The 20349-nt window shown below is 71.3% G+C and carries 15 protein-coding genes; 7 read left to right on the top strand and 8 right to left on the bottom strand.

Annotated elements, in window-relative coordinates; translation table 11 throughout:
* Positions 1 to 27: 27 nt before the first annotated feature.
* From ABZ562_RS11765 to ABZ562_RS11800, 8 genes are all read right to left on the bottom strand, one after another.
* Positions 28 to 1527 carry a glycosyl hydrolase family 28 protein gene (locus ABZ562_RS11765; RefSeq protein ID WP_361476779.1) on the bottom strand — a complete coding sequence of 500 codons (1500 nt, stop codon included), beginning with the start codon at positions 1525 to 1527 and terminating at the stop codon, positions 28 to 30.
* A gap of 134 nt (positions 1528 to 1661) precedes the next feature.
* A complete protein-coding gene (locus ABZ562_RS11770) occupies positions 1662 to 2690 on the bottom strand; it encodes a LacI family DNA-binding transcriptional regulator (protein WP_361476781.1) in 1029 nt (342 codons plus the stop codon).
* Between the two features lie 9 nt (positions 2691 to 2699).
* The gene (locus tag ABZ562_RS11775) at positions 2700 to 4127 is read right to left on the bottom strand and encodes a BNR repeat-containing protein (protein WP_361476783.1); all 1428 of its coding nucleotides are present in this window, start codon (positions 4125 to 4127) and stop codon (positions 2700 to 2702) included.
* Between the two features lie 20 nt (positions 4128 to 4147).
* Complete coding sequence (locus ABZ562_RS11780) at positions 4148 to 4468, bottom strand: L-rhamnose mutarotase (RefSeq protein ID WP_361476784.1); 321 nt, start codon at positions 4466 to 4468, stop codon at positions 4148 to 4150.
* Between the two features lie 11 nt (positions 4469 to 4479).
* Positions 4480 to 5562 (bottom strand): rhamnose ABC transporter substrate-binding protein, encoded by a 1083-nt coding sequence (gene rhaS / locus ABZ562_RS11785; protein WP_361476786.1) that lies wholly within the window; start codon positions 5560 to 5562, stop codon positions 4480 to 4482.
* A 26-nt stretch (positions 5563 to 5588) separates the two neighbouring features.
* Positions 5589 to 6557 (bottom strand): ABC transporter permease, encoded by a 969-nt coding sequence (locus ABZ562_RS11790; protein ID WP_361476788.1) that lies wholly within the window; start codon positions 6555 to 6557, stop codon positions 5589 to 5591.
* Positions 6554 to 7588 (bottom strand): ABC transporter permease, encoded by a 1035-nt coding sequence (locus tag ABZ562_RS11795; RefSeq protein WP_361476790.1) that lies wholly within the window; start codon positions 7586 to 7588, stop codon positions 6554 to 6556. The genes ABZ562_RS11790 and ABZ562_RS11795 overlap by 4 nt, the downstream gene beginning before the upstream one ends.
* Entirely contained in the window at positions 7585 to 9093 is a 1509-nt protein-coding gene (locus ABZ562_RS11800; RefSeq protein WP_361476792.1) for a sugar ABC transporter ATP-binding protein, read from the bottom strand. Before ABZ562_RS11800 ends, ABZ562_RS11795 begins: the two co-directional genes overlap by 4 nt.
* Before the next feature lie 201 nt (positions 9094 to 9294).
* Between ABZ562_RS11800 and ABZ562_RS11805 the strand changes: the two genes are divergently transcribed.
* The 7 genes from ABZ562_RS11805 (at position 9295) to ABZ562_RS11835 (ending at position 20265) form a co-directional block, all read left to right on the top strand.
* Positions 9295 to 12501, top strand: a complete 3207-nt coding sequence (locus tag ABZ562_RS11805) for an alpha-L-rhamnosidase (RefSeq protein WP_361476794.1) — start codon at positions 9295 to 9297, stop codon at positions 12499 to 12501.
* A 32-nt stretch (positions 12502 to 12533) separates the two neighbouring features.
* Positions 12534 to 13694 carry an L-rhamnose isomerase gene (rhaI, locus tag ABZ562_RS11810; protein WP_361476796.1) on the top strand — a complete coding sequence of 387 codons (1161 nt, stop codon included), beginning with the start codon at positions 12534 to 12536 and terminating at the stop codon, positions 13692 to 13694.
* Positions 13695 to 13763: 69 nt separating this feature from the next.
* Positions 13764 to 15803: a bifunctional aldolase/short-chain dehydrogenase gene (locus ABZ562_RS11815; protein WP_361476798.1), complete on the top strand. Its 2040-nt coding sequence runs from the start codon at positions 13764 to 13766 to the stop codon at positions 15801 to 15803.
* Positions 15804 to 15849: 46 nt separating this feature from the next.
* Positions 15850 to 17370: a rhamnulokinase family protein gene (locus ABZ562_RS11820; RefSeq protein WP_361476800.1), complete on the top strand. Its 1521-nt coding sequence runs from the start codon at positions 15850 to 15852 to the stop codon at positions 17368 to 17370.
* Positions 17361 to 18113, top strand: coding sequence for a (Fe-S)-binding protein (locus tag ABZ562_RS11825; RefSeq protein WP_361476802.1), 753 nt, complete (start codon positions 17361 to 17363; stop codon positions 18111 to 18113). The genes ABZ562_RS11820 and ABZ562_RS11825 overlap by 10 nt, the downstream gene beginning before the upstream one ends.
* Before the next feature lie 29 nt (positions 18114 to 18142).
* Positions 18143 to 19624 carry a lactate utilization protein B gene (locus ABZ562_RS11830; RefSeq protein WP_361476885.1) on the top strand — a complete coding sequence of 494 codons (1482 nt, stop codon included), beginning with the start codon at positions 18143 to 18145 and terminating at the stop codon, positions 19622 to 19624.
* Positions 19621 to 20265, top strand: a complete 645-nt coding sequence (locus ABZ562_RS11835; RefSeq protein ID WP_361476804.1) for an LUD domain-containing protein — start codon at positions 19621 to 19623, stop codon at positions 20263 to 20265. Before ABZ562_RS11830 ends, ABZ562_RS11835 begins: the two co-directional genes overlap by 4 nt.
* Positions 20266 to 20349 lie beyond the last annotated feature (84 nt).

A 20349-nucleotide genomic window follows, 5' to 3' on the forward strand; every position in this document is an offset into this window, starting at 1 on the left:
CCTCCAGCCCCGCCGCGGGCCAGAGGGTTACGGGCAGTTCCCGCTGGATCCGTCGGCGCTGATCCGCAGGGCGCCGCCGGAGGTGTTGGCGCTGCCGGTCTGACAGTAGCCGCTGACGTTCTGGAACATGAGGTCGGCGGGGCTGTCGTCGCCGCGCTGCGCGGTGAAGTGGTCGAAGCGCAGATCTCCGCCGTTGTTGGCGATCACCGCCGGACGGCCGTCGTCCTTCGCGAACCGCACCGAACTGTCGGTGAAGGTGATGCGGTCGGTGTTGTGGAGGTACCAGCCGAAGGCGGGGCGGGTGCCGATGCTCTTCGGGTTGTAGTCCTTGGCGTCGTTGCCGGGCACGCCGGTGGACATGGTGCCGTTGCCGCCGGGCACGGTCAGGTCGACCCCGGTGAAGGCGACGTCGGTGATGTGGTTGCTTCCCGACTCGCCCCACAGCGTGGGGCTGAAGGAGGGGCTGTTGCCGGTGCCGGTGATGTTGTCGTAGGTGATGCCGCTGATGTGGCCGACGCCCGGGTTGTTTCCGCAGCGTTTTCTCGTCCCGATCTTCTGCATGATGGGCGAGTGGACGTCTCTCATGGTGATGTCGCGGTAGTGGACGTCGGAGATGTCGCCTCCGTCCATGGACACCATGCCGAGACCGGACTTGTCCGCGCCGTTGATGGTGATGCCCTGGAAGTCGTAGTCCGTGAAGTCGCCGCAGGTCTCGGAGCCGAACATCAGGGCGTTGCAGCACTTCGCGGAGAGCTTGCTGTCCCGCACCTTCACATGGCCGTTGGGGAGTTTGGCGCCGAGGGCGTAGTCGCTCTTGAAGACGAGCGCGTCGTCGTTGGCCGCGATGTCCGCGCCCGTGATGGTGGCGTTGGTGGTGCTGATGACGTTCCATCCGTCGCGGTCGCTCGCGGTGTCGATCGTGAGGTGGTCGGATGTCACGCCGTCGCAGCCGTTGATGAGCGCCGCGAAGTGGCCGCCGCGCCGGAGGGTGATCCCGCTGAGGGTGAGCCCCTTGCAGCGGGTCAGTGAAATGATCTTGTCTGCCTCTCCGGAGTCGGGGTTGCCGGTGATGAGGTTGCCGGCGCCGTCGATCGTGCCGGAGCCGGTGAAGCCGATGTTGGTGAGCTTGTCGCCGTAGAACATGGCGTTGTGGAAGTGGCTGTGCCCATAGTCCTGGTAGTCGTCGTACGGGTTGGACTCGGGCTTGTCGTACGTGTCCGCGCTGGACCCGAGGATGGTGGCGCCGGAGTCGAGCTGGAGGGTGACGTTGCTCTTCAGGTGCACGGTGTTCTTGGACTTGTACTGCCCGGAGGGGAACTCCACGATCCCGCCTCCGGCGGCGGCCGCCGCGTTGACGGCCTTCTCGATCGCGCCGGTGTCATTGGTGGACCCGTCGGCCTTGGCCCCGTAGTCCGTGACGTCGAAGGTGGCCGCGGGCTTGGCGAGGGGCGCGGCCAGGGTGGGCGCCTGGGCGGGCCCGAAGACGAGGGCGAGGATGAGCGCCGCTAAGGCGGCGATTCTCTTCACTGTTCCTTCTCCTTCGCATGTCGGTGGGTGTTTCACTACGAGGAGATCCGATGTATGCGTCGAAAGGTTCAGACCACAGTGGAATGTACTCAGCTCGCCGAAGGTGTCAATGGACGCCGCGAATCCGCGCTTGGTCAGCCGCGCAGCCGAGTCAGGCTCGATCCGCGGACGACGAGTTCGGGCCGCAGCACGATCCGCTGGTGACGATGGTCATCGGACCCCTCGCCCGTCTCGTCGATCAGCAGCTCCGCCGCCGTACGCCCCATCCGGAACGCCGGACGGCGTACGGACGTCAGCGGCACCGCCGCGGCCGCCGCGAACTCGATGTCGTCGTACCCCACCAGCGCCACCTCGCCCGGCACCGACACCCCCGCCCCGTACAGCGCCTGCAACACCCCCAGCGCCAGCAGGTCGTTCGCGCAGAACACCGCCGTGGGGCGCGGCGCCATGCCCAGCAGCCGCGCTCCCGCGTCGCGGCCGCCCGCCACGTCCAGCCGCTCCACCTCCACATGGCGCAGCGCGGTCTCGGCGACCCCCTCCTCGCGCAGGGCGATCAGCGCGCCGGTGCGGCGGTCGCGGCACTGGGCGAGGTGCATCGGGCCGCTGACGTACGCCAGCGTGCGATGGCCCTGGCCGAGGAGGTGGCGGGCGGCGAGCGCGCCGCCCTCGATGTCGTCGACCGACACCGAACAGCCCTCGGCGGCGGGCACCTCGCGGTCGACGAAGACGAACGGGATGCCGTGCCGCCGGAAGTTCTCCAGGTTGCGGCCGGTGGCGTCGGCGGGGGTGACGAGGACGCCGCGCACCCGCTGCTCGGTGAAGAGCGAGAGGTAGTCGGCCTCCTCCTCGGGGCTCTGCGCGCTGTTGCACACCATCACCCCGAGGCCCGCCTCGCGCGCCGCGCGCTCGGCGCCGCCCGCCACGTCCACGAAGAAGGGGTTCGCCATGTCGAGCACCAGCAACCCCACGATGCGGCTGTGGCCCGCGCGCAGCTGGCGCGCCGACTCGCTGCGTACGTACCCCAGCCGCTCGATGGTGGACAGCACCCGGGCCCGGGTCTCCTCGGACACCGAATCCGGGCGGTTGATGACGTTGGAGACCGTGCCGACCGACACCCCGGCCTCCTTCGCCACCTCCTTGATGCCTACCGCATGGGCTCTCAAGCCACCCCCCTAGCCCGGCAGTCGGAAGTCGATGACGCGGAGGGCGGAGGGCGTGGTGCCGCTCGACTTCCGCTGGTACATGAACGACAGCACGCCGTCCTGGGCGAGGCGGGTGTCGTCCACGACGACCTCGCCGAAGGCGTTCAGCCCGCTCCCGTCGAAGAGCGTCTTCCAGTCGGTGTACCCCGAGGCGCTGGACGCGGCGACGACGCGGCCGTAGGGCATGACAGCGTAGGCGTTGTCGTACTTGTCGAAGGCCAGGTGGGTGCGCTGGCTGGAGTTGAGGGCGACCGGGATCTCGGTCTTCTTCCAGGCGCCCGCGGCGTCCTTGAAGAGGTGGAAGGCGCGGCCGCCTCTGGTCCGGTCGGCCACGTAGTCCGTGGTGCACTGGCCGAAGCGGCCGGGGACGTAGCTGATGACGGCGTGCGGGCGCCCGGCGGAGTCGGTGGCCTGGCTCTCCTGGTTCATCAGCGAGTGGTCGGGGTTCAGCGGATCGACGACCGTGCCGGGGTCGTTCACGGTCACCTGGTCGGTGCCGCCGGTGGTGCCGACCACGGTGCCCGCCGCGTTGCGCCAGGTGCGGCCGCGGTCGGCGCTGTAGACGTAGCCGGTGTCGTGGTTGGTGAGGCCACCGGCATCGCACATCACCGCGTTGTTCTGCTCGCGCCAGGTGTAGAAGGCGTGCAGCCGGCCATCCGAGCCGTAGTCGATGCCGTGCAGATACATGTTGCGGGCGGTGCTGGAGCCGTGCTCGCTGGTGTACGTCCCCGTGGACGCGGACCATTCGCCGAGCGCGGTCCACTTCGTGCCGTCGTACTCGGCCAGCGCGTTGCGGCCGTTCCCGGACACCCCGACCCGGTAGCTGAGCTGGAGGCGGCCCTCGGGGGTGGCCACGAACTGCGGATACGTGAACTGGGAGGTGAGCGCGAGCCCGTCCAGGGTGGTCTGCACGGCGCCGAACCGGTCGCTGTTCCACGCGTGTCCGGCGGGGTCGTCGAGCAGCCCGGCCACCGACTTCACGTAGAAGAAGCCGCTGCTGTGCGAGTCCATGGTGAGGTGCAGCCGGCCGTCGACACGCGAGATCCCCATGGAGATCACATTGTGCGAGTCGTCGGCGGTGAGCTGGTGCGCCAGCCGGACGGTCTGCCAGTCCGCCCCGCCCAGCGCGCGGCGCCCGATGACGGCGGTGCGGTCGGCGGTGTACCAGACGGCGTACTGGTAGCCCTTGTAGGTGAGCAGCCCGTTCTTCTGGAACGCGTTGTTGTTGACCAGGCCGTTGTACGACTCGAAGTAGAGGGCCTTCGGGTCGAGCTGGGTGTCGGCGACCTTGCTGACGGCCGGGCCGGGGGCGCTCGGGGCAGCGGCGGTCGCGTTTCCGGCCGGGGTGGCGGCGGTGAGGAGGGCGGTGGCCAGCACGGCGACGGCCAGGGGTCTCATATGCGTAGGTCTCCGTGTCCTTAAGCGAGGTGGAACACTTCGGTGAGCGGTGTCATGGCCTCATCCGGCTTGGCGCCGTCCAGTGCTTCGAAGAAGTCGGCCATCTCCGCCTGCCACCGTGCGTTGACGTCGGTGGCGGCCATCGCGGCCTGTGCCGCCGCGAAGTCCTCGGTCTCCAGATAGCCGACCAGCAGCCCGTCCTCGCGCAGGAAGAGCGAGTAGTTGTGCCAGCCGGCCCCGGACAGCGCCTCCAGCATCTCGGGCCACACGGCCTCGTGCCGCTCGCGGTACTCGGCCAGCCGCTCCTGGCGGACCTTCAGCAGAAAACACACACGCCGCATCACGGGCCGCCTCAGAAGTGGAACTTGTCGATGTTGGACTTGTCGAAGACGGTGGGCGGCCCGAGGATGACCTCGCCCTGCTTGCCGATCGTGTACTCACCGAGCTTCCCGGCCTTGAACTTCTCCCCCTCGGCCCCGGTGATCTGCCCGGAGGCGAGCGCCGCGGCGGCGTAGGAGCCCAGGTACCCCAGCTTCTTGGGGTCCCACAGCGCGAACTGCTCGACGGTGCCGTCCTTGACGTACTTGCGCATCTGGTTCGGCGTGCCGAGGCCGTTCAGCACGACCTTGCCCTTGTACGAGGAGTCGCTGATGTAGCGGGCGGCCGCGGCGATGCCGACCGTGGTGGGCGAGATGATGCCCTTGAGCCCCGGGTACGCCTTCAGCAGGCCCTGGGTCTCCTGGAACGACTTCTGGTCGTCGTCGTCCCCGTACACCGTCTTGACCAGCTTCATGTTCTTGTAGGCGGGCTTCTTCAGCTCGTCCTTCATGAACCCGATCCAGGTGTTCTGGTTGGTCGCGTTCTGGGTGGCCGAGAGAATCGCGATCTCGCCCTTGTAGTCGAGCTGCTCGGCCAGGTGCTTCACCTGGCTGCGGCCGATCTCCTCCGAACTGGCCTGGTTGATGAACACCTGGCGGCACGCCGGGGCGGTGTCCGAGTCGTACGCGACGACCTTGATGTTCTTCTTCATGGCCTGCTTGAGCGGGCCGCACACCGCGTTGGGGTCGTTGGCGGCGATGAGGATGGCGTCCTGCCGCTGCTGGACCAGGGTGTTGATGTACGACACCTGGGAGGAGGCGCTGGCGTCGGACGGGCCGACCTCCTTGCCCTTGCCGCCGAACTCCCGGGCGGCACCGATCCCCGAGGTGTCCAGGATCTTCAGGTACGGGTTGTTGATCTGCTTGGGCAGGAAGGCGAGCTTCAGCCCCTTCTTCAGCGGCGCGTCGGGGTCGGCCTTGGCGTCGCTCTTGGCGGGACCGCTGTTGTCGGTGTCCTTCTTGGTGGTGCCGCCGCAGCCGGCGAGGGTGACGGCGAGGGCACAGACCGCGGCGGCGGTGGCGGCGGCGCGGCGCCGCGAGGAAGAGCGCTGGATCATGGGTGACCTTTCAGGCGGTAACTGTGTCAACTCGTCGTGGCGGCGCGCCGATGGCGCCGGGCGCTCACGGTGGTGATCATGCGGGGCGTGAGGACGGACGCCACCAGCAGCAGCCCGGTGACGATCACCTGGACCTCGTTGGCCACGTCGCCCAGGGTCAGCAGGTTCTTCAGCACGCCGATGAGCAGCACCCCGGCGACCGCGCCGAACAGCGTCCCCTTGCCGCCGTCGAAGTCCACGCCGCCCAGCAGGACGGCGGCGATGACCAGCATTTCGAAGCCCTGCCCGTTGTCGGCGCGGGCGCTCCCGTACCGCAGGGTGAACACCACCCCGGCGAAGGCCGAGACCAGGCCCGCCACCACGAACAGCAGCAGCTTGACCCGCTTGACGCGGATGCCCGCGAAGTACGCGGCGTCCTCCTGCGCGCCGATGGCGAACAGCGACCGGCCGAGCCGGGTGGAGTGCAGCACCACGGCGGCGACGACGGCCAGCACGATGAACAGCGCCACCGGATAGGTGAGGAAGGTCCCGGGCACGGTGGTGGTGTCGACCGCCCACTTCGCGTACGTCTCGGGGAAGTCGGTGATGGCGTTCGAGCCGAGCACCACCGAGGCCAGCCCCCGGTACAGCGCGAGCGTGCCGATGGTGACGGCGAGCGACGGCAGCCCGACCCGGGTGACGAGCCAGCCGTTGAGCAGCCCGCCCGCCACGCCGACCAGCAGCACGAGGGGCACGATGGTCTCGAACGCCCAGCCCCGGTCCCACAGTTCACCGGTCAGCGCGCTGGACAGCCCCAGCATCGAGGCCACCGACAGATCGACCTGCCCGGCCACCACCAGCAGCGTCATCGGCAGCGCCATCAGCGCGACCTCGGCGATGTCGTTGAAGGCGAAGGCGAGGTTGTCGCGGCTCGCGAAGCCGTCCGTCGTACCGAGCCCGGTGACGAAGACGGCCACCAGCAGCACTCCGACGGCGGTGTCCCACCTCGGCTTCATCGCGCGCTCCTCTTCCTCAGCGCACGGGTCATGCGCACGTTCACGATCCGGTCCACGCTGATGGCGGCCAGCAGCAGCGCGCCCGCGATGGCGTCCGCCCAGAAGGAGTCGACCTTCAGCACGGCCAGCGCGCTGCCGATGGTGGTGAGCAGCAGCGCCCCCAGCGCCGCGCCCCATACGGTGCCGGTGCCGCCGACGATGGCGACGCCGCCGACCACGACCGCGCTGACCACGGTCAGCTCCCAGCCGTGCGCGTTGTCCGCGACGACGGTCCCGAAGCGGGCCAGCCACAGCGCGCCCGCGAAGCCCGAGACGGCGCCGGAAAAGAGGTACGCGCCGAGCACCCGCCGCCGGATGGGCACCCCGGCGAGCCGGGCCGCCTCGGGGCTGGAGCCGATGGCGTACAGCTCCCGGCCGCTGCGGTAGGTCCGCAGGAAGTACGCGGTCCCGGCGAGCGCCACGAAGGAGATCAGCGGCAGATAGGGCAGCCCCAGCACGCTGCCGCTGCCCAGGTCCAGCACGGGCTGCGGCACGTCGGCCGCGTTGATCTGCTCGCCCTGCGCCCACCAGTAGTCCAGGCCCTGGATGATGTAGAGCATCCCGAGCGTGACCACCAGCGCGGGCACCTTGCCGAAGCTGACGAGCGATCCGCTGACCAGACCGCAGACCGCGCCGACGACGAGGCCGAGCAGCAGCACCGTCAGCACCCCGTGGTCCGTGCCGGAGACGAACTTCCCGCAGGCGAAGGCGGACAGGCCCACCACGGAGCCCACCGACAGGTCAATGTTGCGGGTGATGACCACGACGGACTGCCCGACCGCGAGCAGCACCAGGATCGCCGCGTTCAGCAACAGGTCCTTGATGCCCTGGTCGTTCAGGAAACGGGGCTCGGCGACCCAGGTGAACAGCACCAGCAGCACCAGCGCGCCCGCGATGCTGATCTCCCGCGCCCGGAAGACGGCGTCGACCAGCGAGCGTGCCGAGCGGTCCGCGTCCGCCGCCGGTGCGGGTTTGTCGACCGTGACCGTCATGCCGCCCTCCCGTTCAGTCCCGTCGCGGCGGCCATCACCGACTCCTCGGTGGCCTCGGCGCGCGGGATCTCGGCCACCATGCGGCCCTCGTGCATCACCAGCACCCGGTCGGCCATGCCGAGCACCTCGGGCAGATCGGAGGAGATCATCAGCACCGCGAGCCCGTCGGCGGCCAGCGACGACAGCAGCCGGTGCACCTCGGCCTTCGTCCCGACGTCGATGCCGCGCGTCGGCTCGTCCACGATGAGCACCGCCGGATCGGTGGCCAGCCACTTGGCCAGCACGACCTTCTGCTGGTTGCCGCCGGACAGCACCGCGACGTGGTCGGCGAGGCTGCCGTACTTCAGCTGCAGCCGTACCGCCCAGTCCGACGCCCGCCCGCGCTCCAGCGCGCGCTTGACCATCCCCGCGCGGCCCAGCCGGTCCAGGCCGGTCAGCCCGATGTTGCGCTCGATGGACATCTCCATGACCAGGCCGCGCTGGCGCCGGTCCTCGGGCACGAGCGCGAGCCCGGCGTCCATGGCGGCGGTCGGCGAGCCGGGCCGCAGCACCGTGCCGCCCACCCGCACCTCGCCCGCGTCCGCCCGGTCCACGCCGAAGACGGCCTGCGCGACCTCGCTGCGCCCGGCGCCGACCAGCCCCGCGAGCGCGACGATCTCCCCGCGCCGCACGTCGAACGACACGTCCCGGAAGACGCCCTCCCGGGTCAGCCTGCGCACCGACAGCGCCGTCTCGCCGACCCGCGTCCGCTGCTTGGGATACAGCTCCTCCAGGTCCCGGCCGACCATGCGGCGCACCAAGTCGTCCTGCGTCAGCCCGTCCAGCGGCTCGGACGCCACCCAGCGCCCGTCCCGGAGGGTGGTGACCCGCTGGCACAGCTCGAAGATCTCCTCCAGCCGGTGCGAGATGAACAGAACCGCCGCGCCCTCCGCGCGCAGCGCCTCGACGACCGAGAAGAGCCGGGCGGTCTCGCTGCCGGTCAGCGCCGCCGTCGGCTCGTCCATGATCAGTACGCGGGCATCGAAGGAGAGCGCCTTGGCGATCTCGACGATCTGCTGGTCGGCGATGGACAGCCCGCGCGCGGGCCGGTCCGGGTCGAGGTCGACCCCGAGGCGCGCCATCAGACCAGCGACCTGCGCCCGCACCGCTTTGTGGTCGATCCGGCGCAGCGGCCGCCGGGGCTGGCGGCCCATGAAGATGTTCTCGGCGATCGACAGATCGGGGAAGAGCGTCGGCTCCTGGTAGATCACGGCGATGCCCACGTCACGGGCGTCGGCAGGACCGTGGAAGACCACCGGCCGCCCGTCCAGCAGCACCTCGCCGGAGTCCGGCCGGTGCACCCCGGCCAGCGCCTTGATGAGCGTCGACTTGCCCGCGCCGTTCTCCCCGGCCAGGGCGTGCGCCTCACCCGCGAAGAGCTCCAGCGAGACGTCCCGGAGGGCCCGTACGGCGCCGAAGGACTTGTTCACCCCCTTGAGGGCGAGGACCGGAACAGTCTGGCTCACGGCGTCTCCCGAAGCACACGGATGAAATGTTTCAATCTGGATTCCGGGAAGCTAGCTCCGAGCCATGCACCCGTCAAGGGGGTGCGCGGCAGGTAAATCCCGTACCTGCGCGACCACTTGACGCACCCCCGCCATCGCCCCTACGGTCCAGGCGCCTGTTCGATTGAATCGTTTTCATCCAGCCGTTCCTGGAGGAAGCCCGTGATCAGCAGACGCCGCCTGCTCGCCACCACCGCTGCCACCGGTACGGCCCTCACGGGTCTGCCCGCCCTCACCCCGGCCGCCGCCGCGGAAGCCCGCCCCACCGCGGGACTGCGGGTCCGGAGCACCACCGTCGAGTACGCCACCCATCCGCTCGGCCTGGACACGCCCCGCCCCCGGCTGAGCTGGATCCTCGAATCCGACGCCCGCGACCAGTCGCAGAGCGCCTACCGCATCCGGGTCGCCACCTCCCCGGACCGGCTCGGCGACCCCGACGTCTGGGACAGCGGCAAGCGGACGTCGAGCCGGTCGGTCCTGGTCGACTACGACGGCCCCGCCCTGCGCCCCCGCACCCGCTACCACTGGTCCGTGGCCGTCTGGGACGACCGCGGCCGCCGCTCCCCGTGGTCCGCCCCCGCCTGGTGGGAGACCGGGCTGCTCGGCGCCGGGCAGTGGCGGGCGCGCTGGATCACCGCGCCCACCGAGGTGACCGCGCCCCCGCGGCTGGACGGCGCCTCCTGGATCTGGTTCCCCGAGGGCGACCCGGCCACCGACGCCCCGGTGGCCACCCGCTGGTTCCGCTCAGCCGTCCGGGCCACCGGCACCGTCCGGCGCGCCCGGCTGGTGGTGGCCGCCGACGACGGCTTCACCGCGTACGTGGACGGCACCGAGGTCGCCACCCGCGAGGCGCTGGGCGTGGCCAAGGCGTGGGCCCACCCGGTCACCGTCGACGTCACCGAACACCTGCGGCACGGAGCGGCCACGCTCGCGATCGCGGCCACCAACGCCGAGCAGGGCCCGGCCGGTCTGCTGGCCACCCTGGAGCTGACCACCGAGGACGGCACCACCCACCACCACACGGACCGGACCTGGCGCACCACCGACCAGCGGCCACCCGCCGCCTGGACCTCCCCCGGCCACGACGACAGCGGCTGGACGGACGCCAAGGAGCTGGCCCCCTGGGGCAGCGGGCCGTGGGGCAGGGTGCTGCCGCAAGCGTCGCCCGCCCAGCTGCGCCGCACCTTCACGCTCGCGGCCAAGCCCGTCGCCCGCGCCCGGCTGTACGCCACGGCGCTCGGCCTGTACGAGGCCCGCCTCAACGGCGTCCGCGTCGGCCACGACCAGCTGACCCCCGGCTGGACCGACTACCGAAGGCGCGTGCAGTACCAGACGTACGACGTCACCCGTGCGCTGCGGCGCGGTGCCAACGCCCTCGGCGTGACCCTCGCCCCCGGCTGGTACGCCGGAAACGTCGCCTGGCTCGGCCAGCAGCAGTACGGCACCCACCCCGCGCTGCTCGCCCAGCTGGAGGTCACGTACACCGACGGCAGCACCGAGCGCGTCACCACCGACCAGCAGTGGCGCGCCGCCACCGGCCCGCTGCTGACCGCCGACCTGCTGATGGGCGAGGCGTACGACGCCCGCCGGGAGACCCCGGGCTGGACCTCACCGGGCTTCGACGACACCGGATGGCGGCCCGCCGCCACCGCCGAGAACATCACCGCCGAGGTGGTGGCCCAGGTCGACGCGCCGACCCGGGTGGAACGCGAGCTGACCCCCGTCGAGCGCACCGAACCCGCCCCGGGCGTCCACGTCTTCGACCTGGGTCGGAACATGGTCGGCAGTGTCCGCCTCCGGGTCTCCGGACCGGCCGGCCGCACGGTCCGGATCCGCCACGCCGAGGTGCTGAACCCCGACGGCACCGCGTACACGGCCAATCTGCGCACCGCCCACCCCGTCGACACGTACACCCTGAAGGGCGGTGGCACCGAGACCTACGCACCGCGCTTCACCTTCCACGGCTTCCGCTACGTCGAGGTCACCGGCTACCCCGGCACACCGCCCCTCGACGCGGTGACCGGCCGGGTCATGCACACCGCCGCCCCGTTCACCATGTCCTTCCGCACCGACGTGCCGATGCTCAACCAGCTCCACTCCAACATCACCTGGGGTCAGCGCGGCAACTTCCTGTCCGTCCCCACCGACACCCCGGCCCGCGACGAACGGCTCGGCTGGACCGGGGACATCAACGTCTTCTCCGGCACGGCCGCGTACACCATGGAGTCGGCCCGCTTCCTCACCAAGTGGCTTCAGGACCTGCGCGACGGGCAGGGCGCGGACGGCGCCTTCCCCGATGTGGCACCGGTCGTCAGCGGCCTCGGCAGCGGCACCGCGGGGTGGGGCGACGCCGGGGTGACCGTCCCCTGGAACCTGTACCAGGCATACGGCGACACCCGGGTACTGCGCGAGAACTGGGCCGCCATGCGCGGCTGGATCGCGTACCTGGAGAAGCACAGCTCGGACCTGCTGCGCCCCGCCGAGGGCTACGGCGACTGGCTCAACGTCGACGCCGAGACCCCCAAGGACGTCATCGGCACCGCCTACTTCGCGCACGCCACCGACCTCGTCGCCCGCACGGCACACGTCCTCGGCGAGGACTCCGCCCGCTACGAGGACCTGCTGGCCCGCGTCAAGAGCGCGTTCACCGCCGCGTACGTCTCCGCCGACGGCAGGATCAAGGGCGACACGCAGACGGCTTACGTCCTGGCGCTCTCCATGGACCTGCTGCCCGCCGCCCTGCGCCACCCGGCGGCCGACCGTCTCGTTGCCCTGATCGAGGCCCGCGACGGACACCTGTCCACCGGCTTCCTCGGCACCCCGCGGCTGCTCCCGACGCTCACCGCGACCGGCCACACCGACCTCGCCCACCGCCTCCTGCAGCAGCGCACCTTCCCCTCCTGGGGGTACCAGATCGACCGGGGCGCGACCACGATGTGGGAGCGCTGGGACTCCATCAAGCCGGACGGCGGCTTCCAGGACGTCGGGATGAACTCCTTCAACCACTACGCCTACGGGTCGGTCGGCGAGTGGATGTACCAGCACATCACCGGCATCGCCCCCGCCGCCCCCGGCTTCCGCCGGATCCACATCCGGCCCCGCCCCGGCGGCGAGGTGCGTTCCGCCGAGGGCCGCCACGACTCCCCCTACGGGCCGATCGCCACCCGCTGGTCGCAGCGGGACGGGGAGTTCGCCCTCTCCGTCTCGGTACCGGTCAACACCACCGCCGAGATCTGGGTGCCCGCCCGCCGCGCATCCGACGTGACCCAGCGGGGCGCCCGGTTCCTGCGGCTGTCCGACGGCTGCGCGGTGTACGCCGCGGGCTCGGGTTCGTACCACTTCTTGACGCGCACCGACCTGCGCGATTAGCTTTCTTGAATCGTTTCATACCGAGGAGACCCATGTCTGACGTTCCGGCCGTGAAGGCGGCCCTCAAGAGCCAGGCGATCGAGACGCCGTCATGGGCGTACGGCAACTCCGGGACCCGTTTCAAGGTCTTCGCCCAGCCGGGCGTCCCCCGCACCCCGCAGGAGAAGCTGGACGACGCCGCGCAGGTGCACGCCTTCACCGGAGTCGCCCCCACCGTCGCCCTGCACATCCCCTGGGACAAGGTCGACGACTACGCGGCACTCGCCAAGCACGCCCAGGAGCGCGGGCTGAGGCTGGGGGCGATCAACTCCAACGTCTTCCAGGACGACGACTACAAGCTGGGCTCGGTCACCCACCCCGACCCGGCGGTCCGCCGCAAGGCCGTGGGCCACCTCCTGGAATGCGTCGACATCATGGACGCCACCGGCTCCCGCGACCTCAAGCTGTGGTTCTCCGACGGCACCAACTACCCGGGCCAGGACGACATCGCCGCTCGCCAGGACCGCCTCGCCGAGGCCCTGAGCACCGTCTACGACCGCCTCGGGGACGACCAGCGGATGCTGCTGGAGTACAAGTTCTTCGAGCCCGCCTTCTACACCACCGACGTCCCGGACTGGGGCACCGCCTACGCCCACTGCCTGAAGCTCGGCCCCAAGGCCCAGGTCTGCGTGGACACCGGCCACCACGCCCCGGGCACCAACATCGAGTTCATCGTCGCCCTGCTGCTGCGCGAGAAGAAGCTCGGCGCCTTCGACTTCAACTCCCGCTTCTACGCCGACGACGACCTCATGGTCGGCGCCGCCGACCCCTTCCAGCTCTTCCGCATCATGTACGAGGTCCACCGCGGCGGCGGCCTCACCTCGGACATCGCCTTCATGCTCGACCAGTGCCACAACATCGAGCCCAAGATCCCGGCGATCATCCGCTCCGTGATGAACGTCCAGGAGGCCACCGCCAAGGCCCTCCTGGTCGACCGCGACGCCCTCGCCGCCGCCCAGCGGTCGGGCGACGTCCTCGGCGCCAACGCGGTCCTGATGGACGCGTACAACACCGACGTGCGTCCCCTCCTCGCCGAGGTCCGCGAGGAGCTGGGCGTCGACCCCGACCCGATGGCCGCGTACCGGGCCTCCGGCTGGGCGGAACGGATCGTCGCGGAGCGCGTGGGCGGCCAACAGGCCGGCTGGGGCGCCTGATCACCTCCCGCCACGAATCCCGCCACGAACCCCCCTCAGACAGGTCCGCACCCCACCCATGAGGACGACATGACCGCAGAACTCCACCCCGAGGCGGCCACGCTGCTGGAGCGGAGCCACCGCCTCGGTGCCGATCCGCGCAACACCAACTACGCGGGCGGCAACACCTCCGCCAAGGGCACCGACACCGACCCCGTCACCGGCCAGGACGTCGAGCTGATGTGGGTCAAGGGCTCGGGCGGCGACCTGGGCACCCTCGCCCCGGCCGGACTCGCCGCGCTGCGCCTGGACCGCCTCCGCGCGCTCACCGGCGTCTACCCGGGGGTGGAGCGCGAGGACGAGATGGTCGCCGCGTTCGACTACTGCCTCCACGGCAAGGGCGGCGCGGCACCGTCCATCGACACCGCCATGCACGGCCTGGTCGACGCCGCCCATGTGGACCACCTCCACCCCGACTCCGGCATCGCCCTCGCCTGCGCCGCCGACGGCGAAGCGCTCACCAAGGAGTGCTTCGGCAACCAGGTGGTCTGGGTGCCCTGGCGCCGCCCCGGCTTCCAGCTGGGCCTGGACATCGCCGCCATCAAGAAGGCCAACCCCCAGGCCATCGGCTGCGTCCTCGGCGGCCACGGCATCACCGCCTGGGGCGACACCTCCGAGGAGTGCGAGGCGCACTCGCTCCGCATCATCCGCACCGCCGAGGCGTTCCTCGCGGAACGCGGCAAGGCGGAGCCCTTCGGCGCGGTCGTCCACGCCCCCCTCCCCGAGTCCGAGCGCCGCGCCCGCGCCGCCGCCCTCGCCCCGGTGATCCGCGGCCTGGCCTCCACCGACCGCCCGCAGGTCGGCCACTTCACGGACAGCGACACCGTCCTGGACTTCGTCTCCCGCGCCGAACACCCCCGCCTGGCGGCGCTGGGCACCTCGTGCCCGGACCACTTCCTCCGCACGAAGGTCCGCCCCCTGGTCCTGGACCTCCCCCCGGACGCGCCGCTGGACGAGGCGATCGACCGCCTGCGCGTGCTCCATGCCGCGTACCGCACCGACTACGCGGCCTACTACGACCGCCACGCCACCCCCGGCTCCCCGGCGATGCGCGGCGCGGACCCGGCGATCGTGCTGATCCCGGGCGTGGGGATGTTCAGCTACGGCAAGGACAAGCAGACGGCCCGGGTCGCGGGCGAGTTCTACGTCAACGCCATCAACGTGATGCGGGGCGCCGAAGCGGTCTCGTCCTACGCGCCCATCGAGGAGTCGGAGAAGTTCCGCATCGAGTACTGGGCGCTGGAAGAGGCCAAGCTCCAGCGCATGCCCGAGCCCAAGCCCCTCGCGACCCGTGTCGCCCTGGTGACCGGCGCGGGCTCGGGCATCGGCAAGGCCATCGCCCACCGGCTGGTCGCCGAGGGCGCCTGCGTGGTGGTGGCCGACCTGAACGCGGACTCGGCGACCGCTGTCGCCACCGAGCTGGGCGGCCCCGACAAGGCGATCGCCATCACGGCGGACGTCACCAGGGAAGACGACATCCAGGCGGCCTTCACCGAGGCGGTCCTGGCCTTCGGCGGCGTGGACCTGCTGGTGAACAACGCCGGGATCAGCATCTCCAAGCCGCTCCTGGAAACCACCGCCGAGGACTGGGACCTCCAGCACGACATCATGGCGCGCGGCTCCTTCCTCGCCTCCCGCGAGGCGGCCCGCGTGTTCATCGCCCAGAACATGGGCGGCGACATCGTGTACATCGCCTCCAAGAACGCGGTCTTCGCGGGCCCGAACAACATCGCCTACTCCGCCACCAAGGCCGACCAGGCCCATCAAGTGCGCCTGCTCGCCGCCGAGTTGGGCGGCCACGGCATCCGCGTCAACGGGGTGAACCCCGATGGCGTCGTCCAGGGCAGCGGCATCTTCGCGGGCGGCTGGGGCGCGCGGCGCGCCGCGGTGTACGGCGTGCCCGAGGAGAAGCTGGGCGAGTTCTACGCCCAGCGCACCCTGCTCAAGCGCGAGGTGCTCCCGTCCCATGTGGCGAACGCGGTGTTCGCGCTCACCGGTGGCGACCTGTCGCACACCACGGGCCTGCACATCCCGGTCGACGCGGGGGTCGCGGGGGCGTTCCTGCGCTGACGCGACCACCCCGACCACACCCACGTCAACTGACCACGAGGTTTACGTGCCACCCACCGAACACCGCTTCGCCGCCGTGGACCTCGGTGCGTCCAGCGGGCGCGTCATGGTCGGCCAGGTCACCCCGGACACGCTGACGCTCCACGAAGCGCACCGGTTCCCCAATGAACCGGTGCGCCTCTCCGGCACCCTGCACTGGAACATCCTGTCCCTCCACCAGGGCGTGCTGAACGGCCTCAAGGCGGCGGCCGCGGCCGCCGCCACCCCGCTGACCAGCATCGGCATCGACACCTGGGCGGTCGACTACGGCCTCCTCGACGCCACCGGCGCCCTGCTCGCCAACCCCGTCCACTACCGCGACACCCGCACCGACGGCACCGCCGAGAAGGTCGCGGCAGCCCTCCCGCCCCGGGCCCTCTACGCGGCCACCGGCCTCCAGCACCTCCCCTTCAACACGATCTACCAGCTCGTCGCCGCCCAGGGCACCCCCGCCCTGGCCGCCGCCTACCGTCTGCTCCTGATCCCGGACCTCATCTCGTACTGGCTGACGGGCGAGGCGGGCACGGAGCTGACGAACGCGTCGACCACCCAGCTCATCGACCCGCGCACCCGCACCTGGTCCGCCGACGTCGCGGACGCCCTCGGCATCGACCTGTCGCTCTTCCCGCCACTGCGCAGGCCCGGCGATCCGGCCGGAACCCTGCGCCCGGACGTCCTCGCCGCAACCGGCCTGGCGCACCCCACCCCGGTGACGGCGGTCGGCTCGCACGACACCGCCTCCGCCGTGGTCGGGGTCCCCGCCACGAGCCCCCGCTTCGCGTACATCGCCACCGGCACCTGGTCGCTGGCCGGTCTTGAGCTGGACGCGCCGGTCCTCACCGAGGCGAGCCGGCGGGCGAACTTCACCAATGAGCTGGGCGTGGACGGCACGGTGCGCTACCTGCGCAACATCATGGGCCTGTGGATGCTCCAGGAATGCCTGCGCACCTGGGAGAACACCGGCGCGGAGCACCACCTCCCCACCCTCCTCGCGGCGGCGGCCGAGGCCACCCCCCTCCGCTCCGTCGTGGACGCGGGCGACCCCGCGTTCATCGCCCCCGGCGACATGCCCGGCCGCATCGCCGCCGCCTGCCGCCGCACCGGCCAGCCCGCCCCCCGTAACCCCGCCGAGACGACCCGCTGCGTCCTGGACTCCCTCGCCCTGGCCCACCGCCGCGCGATCGAGGACGCCGTCCGCCTGTCGGGCCGTACGGTCGACACGGTGCACATCGTGGGCGGGGGCGCGCACAACGCGCTGCTGTGCCGGCTCACCGCCGACGCCTGCGGCCTGCCGGTGGTGGCGGGCCCGGCCGAGGCGGCGGCTCTCGGGAACATCCTGGTGCAGGCCCGTACGGCCGGAACGGTCGGTGGCGGGCTGTCCGACTTGCGCGCACTGCTTCACAGCACCCAGCCACTGAGGCAGTATGAGCCCACAGGTGATCATTCGGCGTGGGACAGGGCGGCTTCCCGCCTGGAAGGCGCACGGGTCACCGGGACCGAGGCGGCCGAGGAGGAACGGTGCGGGTAGCGCTCTTCATCACCTGCGTCAACGACACGCTGTATCCGCGCACCGGCCAGGCCGTGGTCACCCTGCTGGAGCGGCTGGGCGTGGAGGTGGACTTCCCACCCGAACAGAGCTGCTGCGGCCAGCCGCAGTTCAACACGGGCTACCGCCACGACACCGAACCCCTCCTGCGCCGCTACGCCACCGCCTTCCGCGGCTACGACTACATCGTCACGCCCTCCGGATCGTGCGCCGCGATGGTGCGCGACAACTATCCGCGGATGGGGGCGCGGGCCGCCGCCGAGGGCCGGGGCCAGGAGCTGGCCGACCTGGCCGCGACGGCCGCCCCGAGGACGTTCGAGCTGACCGAGTTCCTGACCGACGTCCTCAAGGTGACGGACGTCGGCGCGTACTATCCGCACACCGTGACGTACCACCCCACCTGCCACGGGCTGCGCATGCTGGGCCTCGGCGACGGGCCGCGGACGCTCCTCGCCGCGGTCGAGGGGCTGGACCTGGTGGAGCTGCCGGGCGCGGAGGAGTGCTGCGGTTTCGGTGGCACGTTCGCGGTCAAGAACGCGGCGGTGTCGGCGGCGATGGGCGCGGACAAGGCGCGCAACATCGTCTCGACGGGCGCCGAGGCGGTCTGCACGGTCGACAATTCCTGCCAGATGCACATCGGCGGCACACTCGCCCGCCAGGGGTCGGCGGTCCGCCCCGTGCACATCGCCGAGATCCTGGCCAGCACGGAAGGGGACGTCTGGTGAGCGGAACCCACCAAGCCACCTACCTGGGGATGCCCGCCTTCCCGGTGGCGGCCGATGCCTCCACCCGCAACACCCAGCTGCGCGCCAACCTGCGCCACGCCACCCACACCATCCGCGCGAAGCGCGCCACGGCCGTGTCCGAGCTGGATGACTGGCAGGGGCTGCGCGCCGCGGGCGCGGCCATCAAGGACCGCACGCTGCGCCACCTGGACCACTATCTGGAGCAGCTGGAGAGCGCGGTCACGGCGGCCGGGGGCCAGGTGCACTGGGCGGCCGACGCGGATGAGGCGAACCGGATCGTCACCGAGCTGGTGCGGGCCACGGGCGAGCGCGAGGTCGTCAAGGTCAAGTCGATGGCGACGCAGGAGATCGGGCTGAACGGCGCCCTCGCCGCCGCCGGGATCACCGCGTACGAGACCGACCTCGCCGAGCTGATCGTGCAGCTCGGCGACGACCTCCCGTCCCACATCCTGGTCCCGGCGATCCACCGCAACCGCGGCGAGATCCGCGACATCTTCACGGAGCGGATGGCCGGATGGGGCCGCCCGGCCCCGGAGGGGCTGACCGACGCGCCCGCCGATCTGGCCGAGGCGGCGCGCCTGCACCTGCGCGAGAAGTTCCTGAACGCCAAGGTGGGGATCTCCGGCGCCAACTTCATGATCGCGGAGACCGGGACCCTGGTCGTCGTGGAGTCCGAGGGCAACGGCCGGATGTGCCTGACCCTCCCCGAGACGCTGATCTCCGTCGTCGGCATCGAGAAGGTGGTCCCCACCTTCCAGGACCTGGAGGTGTTCCTCCAGCTCCTCCCCCGCTCCTCGACCGCGGAGCGGATGAACCCGTACACCTCCACCTGGACCGGCACCACGGACGGCGACGGCCCGCGCACCTTCCACCTCGTGCTGCTGGACAACGGCCGCACCGACACCCTCGCGGACACGGTGGGCCGTCAGGCGCTGCGCTGCATCCGCTGTTCGGCCTGTCTCAACGTGTGCCCGGTGTACGAGCGGGCGGGCGGCCATGCGTACGGCTCGGCGTACCCCGGCCCGATCGGCGCCATCCTCACCCCGCAACTGCGCGGCACCCAGAGCGAGTTGGACGCCTCCCTCCCGTACGCGTCCTCCCTGTGCGGCGCGTGCTACGAGGTGTGCCCGGTGGCCATCGACATCCCGGAGGTCCTGGTCCACCTGCGCGAGCGGGTGGTCGAGGGCGGCCCGGCGTCGGTGCGCGGCACCCGCGCGGTCGTCAAGCCCGCCAAGGGCCACGCCGCGGAGCGGGCCGCCATGCGGGCCGCGCGCTGGGCCCTGGACCACCCCGGCGTGCTGCGCACCGGCCAGCGCCTGGTCGCCCGCACCCGCCGCTTCCACCCGCGCCGCCTGCCCGGTCCGGGGCGGGCGTGGAGCGACACCCGGGAGCTGCCGACGGTGCCGGCGGAGTCGTTCCGCGACTGGTGGCAACGCACGCGGGGCGATGGCGGAACCGTTGACGGCCGAGACGCGAGGAAGACCCGATGAGTTCCCGAGCCCTGGTCATGGCCCGTATCCGCCGCGCCCTGGCCGATGTTCCGCGCGCCGAGACACCGTCCGAGGTGGCGGTCGACCGTACGTACCACCGCGTACACGGCGACCGCACCCCCGCCGGGACCGTCGACCTGCTCGCGGAGAACCTCGCCGACTACCGGGCGATCGTGCACCGCACCACGGCCTCCGGCCTGCCCGCTGTGATCGCGGGCTTGCTCACCGCTCGCGGTGCGACGAGCGTGGTCGTCCCGTCCGGCCTGCCCGCCGAGTGGCTGTCGGCGACGGATGCCGTACGGCTGACGGACTCCCCCGACCAGACGCCTCACGACCTGGACGACGTGTCCAGCGTGGTCACCGCCTGCGCGGTGGCCATCGCCGAAACCGGCACCATCGTCCTGGACGCCGACACCGACCAGGGCCGCCGCCGCATCTCCCTCGTCCCCGACCACCACATCTGCGTGATCCGCGTCCCGGCCCAGGTCGTGGACTCGGTCCCGCAGGCCCTCGAACGCCTCGACCCGGCCCGCCCGTTGACCTGGATCTCGGGCCCGTCGGCGACGAGCGACATCGAGCTGGACCGGGTGGAAGGCGTCCACGGCCCCCGCACGCTGGAAGCGGTCCTCGTAGCGGACTGAATTCCTCCACGCGTTCGAACACGCCGCATACCCTCCGTCGCTCGCGGTGACCGCGTGTCGTACGGTGCTGGTTGGATTGACGCT

It is taken from the genome of Streptomyces sp. NPDC019937 (genome assembly GCF_040631655.1).
In the GTDB taxonomy this organism is placed as follows: domain Bacteria; phylum Actinomycetota; class Actinomycetes; order Streptomycetales; family Streptomycetaceae; genus Streptomyces.

Bases quoted from the DNA above. Each gene is read 5' to 3' on its own strand.
- ABZ562_RS11775 (WP_361476783.1), bottom strand. From the start codon at position 4,127: ATGAGACCCCTGGCCGTCGCCGTGCTGGCCACCGCCCTCCTCACCGCC.
- ABZ562_RS11780 (WP_361476784.1), bottom strand. From the start codon at position 4,468: ATGCGGCGTGTGTGTTTTCTGCTGAAGGTCCGCCAGGAGCGGCTGGCC.
- rhaS (WP_361476786.1), bottom strand. From the start codon at position 5,562: ATGATCCAGCGCTCTTCCTCGCGGCGCCGCGCCGCCGCCACCGCCGCC.
- ABZ562_RS11790 (WP_361476788.1), bottom strand. From the start codon at position 6,557: ATGAAGCCGAGGTGGGACACCGCCGTCGGAGTGCTGCTGGTGGCCGTC.
- ABZ562_RS11795 (WP_361476790.1), bottom strand. From the start codon at position 7,588: ATGACGGTCACGGTCGACAAACCCGCACCGGCGGCGGACGCGGACCGC.
- rhaI (WP_361476796.1), top strand. From the start codon at position 12,534: ATGTCTGACGTTCCGGCCGTGAAGGCGGCCCTCAAGAGCCAGGCGATC.
- ABZ562_RS11815 (WP_361476798.1), top strand. From the start codon at position 13,764: ATGACCGCAGAACTCCACCCCGAGGCGGCCACGCTGCTGGAGCGGAGC.
- ABZ562_RS11830 (WP_361476885.1), top strand. From the start codon at position 18,143: ATGCCCGCCTTCCCGGTGGCGGCCGATGCCTCCACCCGCAACACCCAG.
- ABZ562_RS11835 (WP_361476804.1), top strand. From the start codon at position 19,621: ATGAGTTCCCGAGCCCTGGTCATGGCCCGTATCCGCCGCGCCCTGGCC.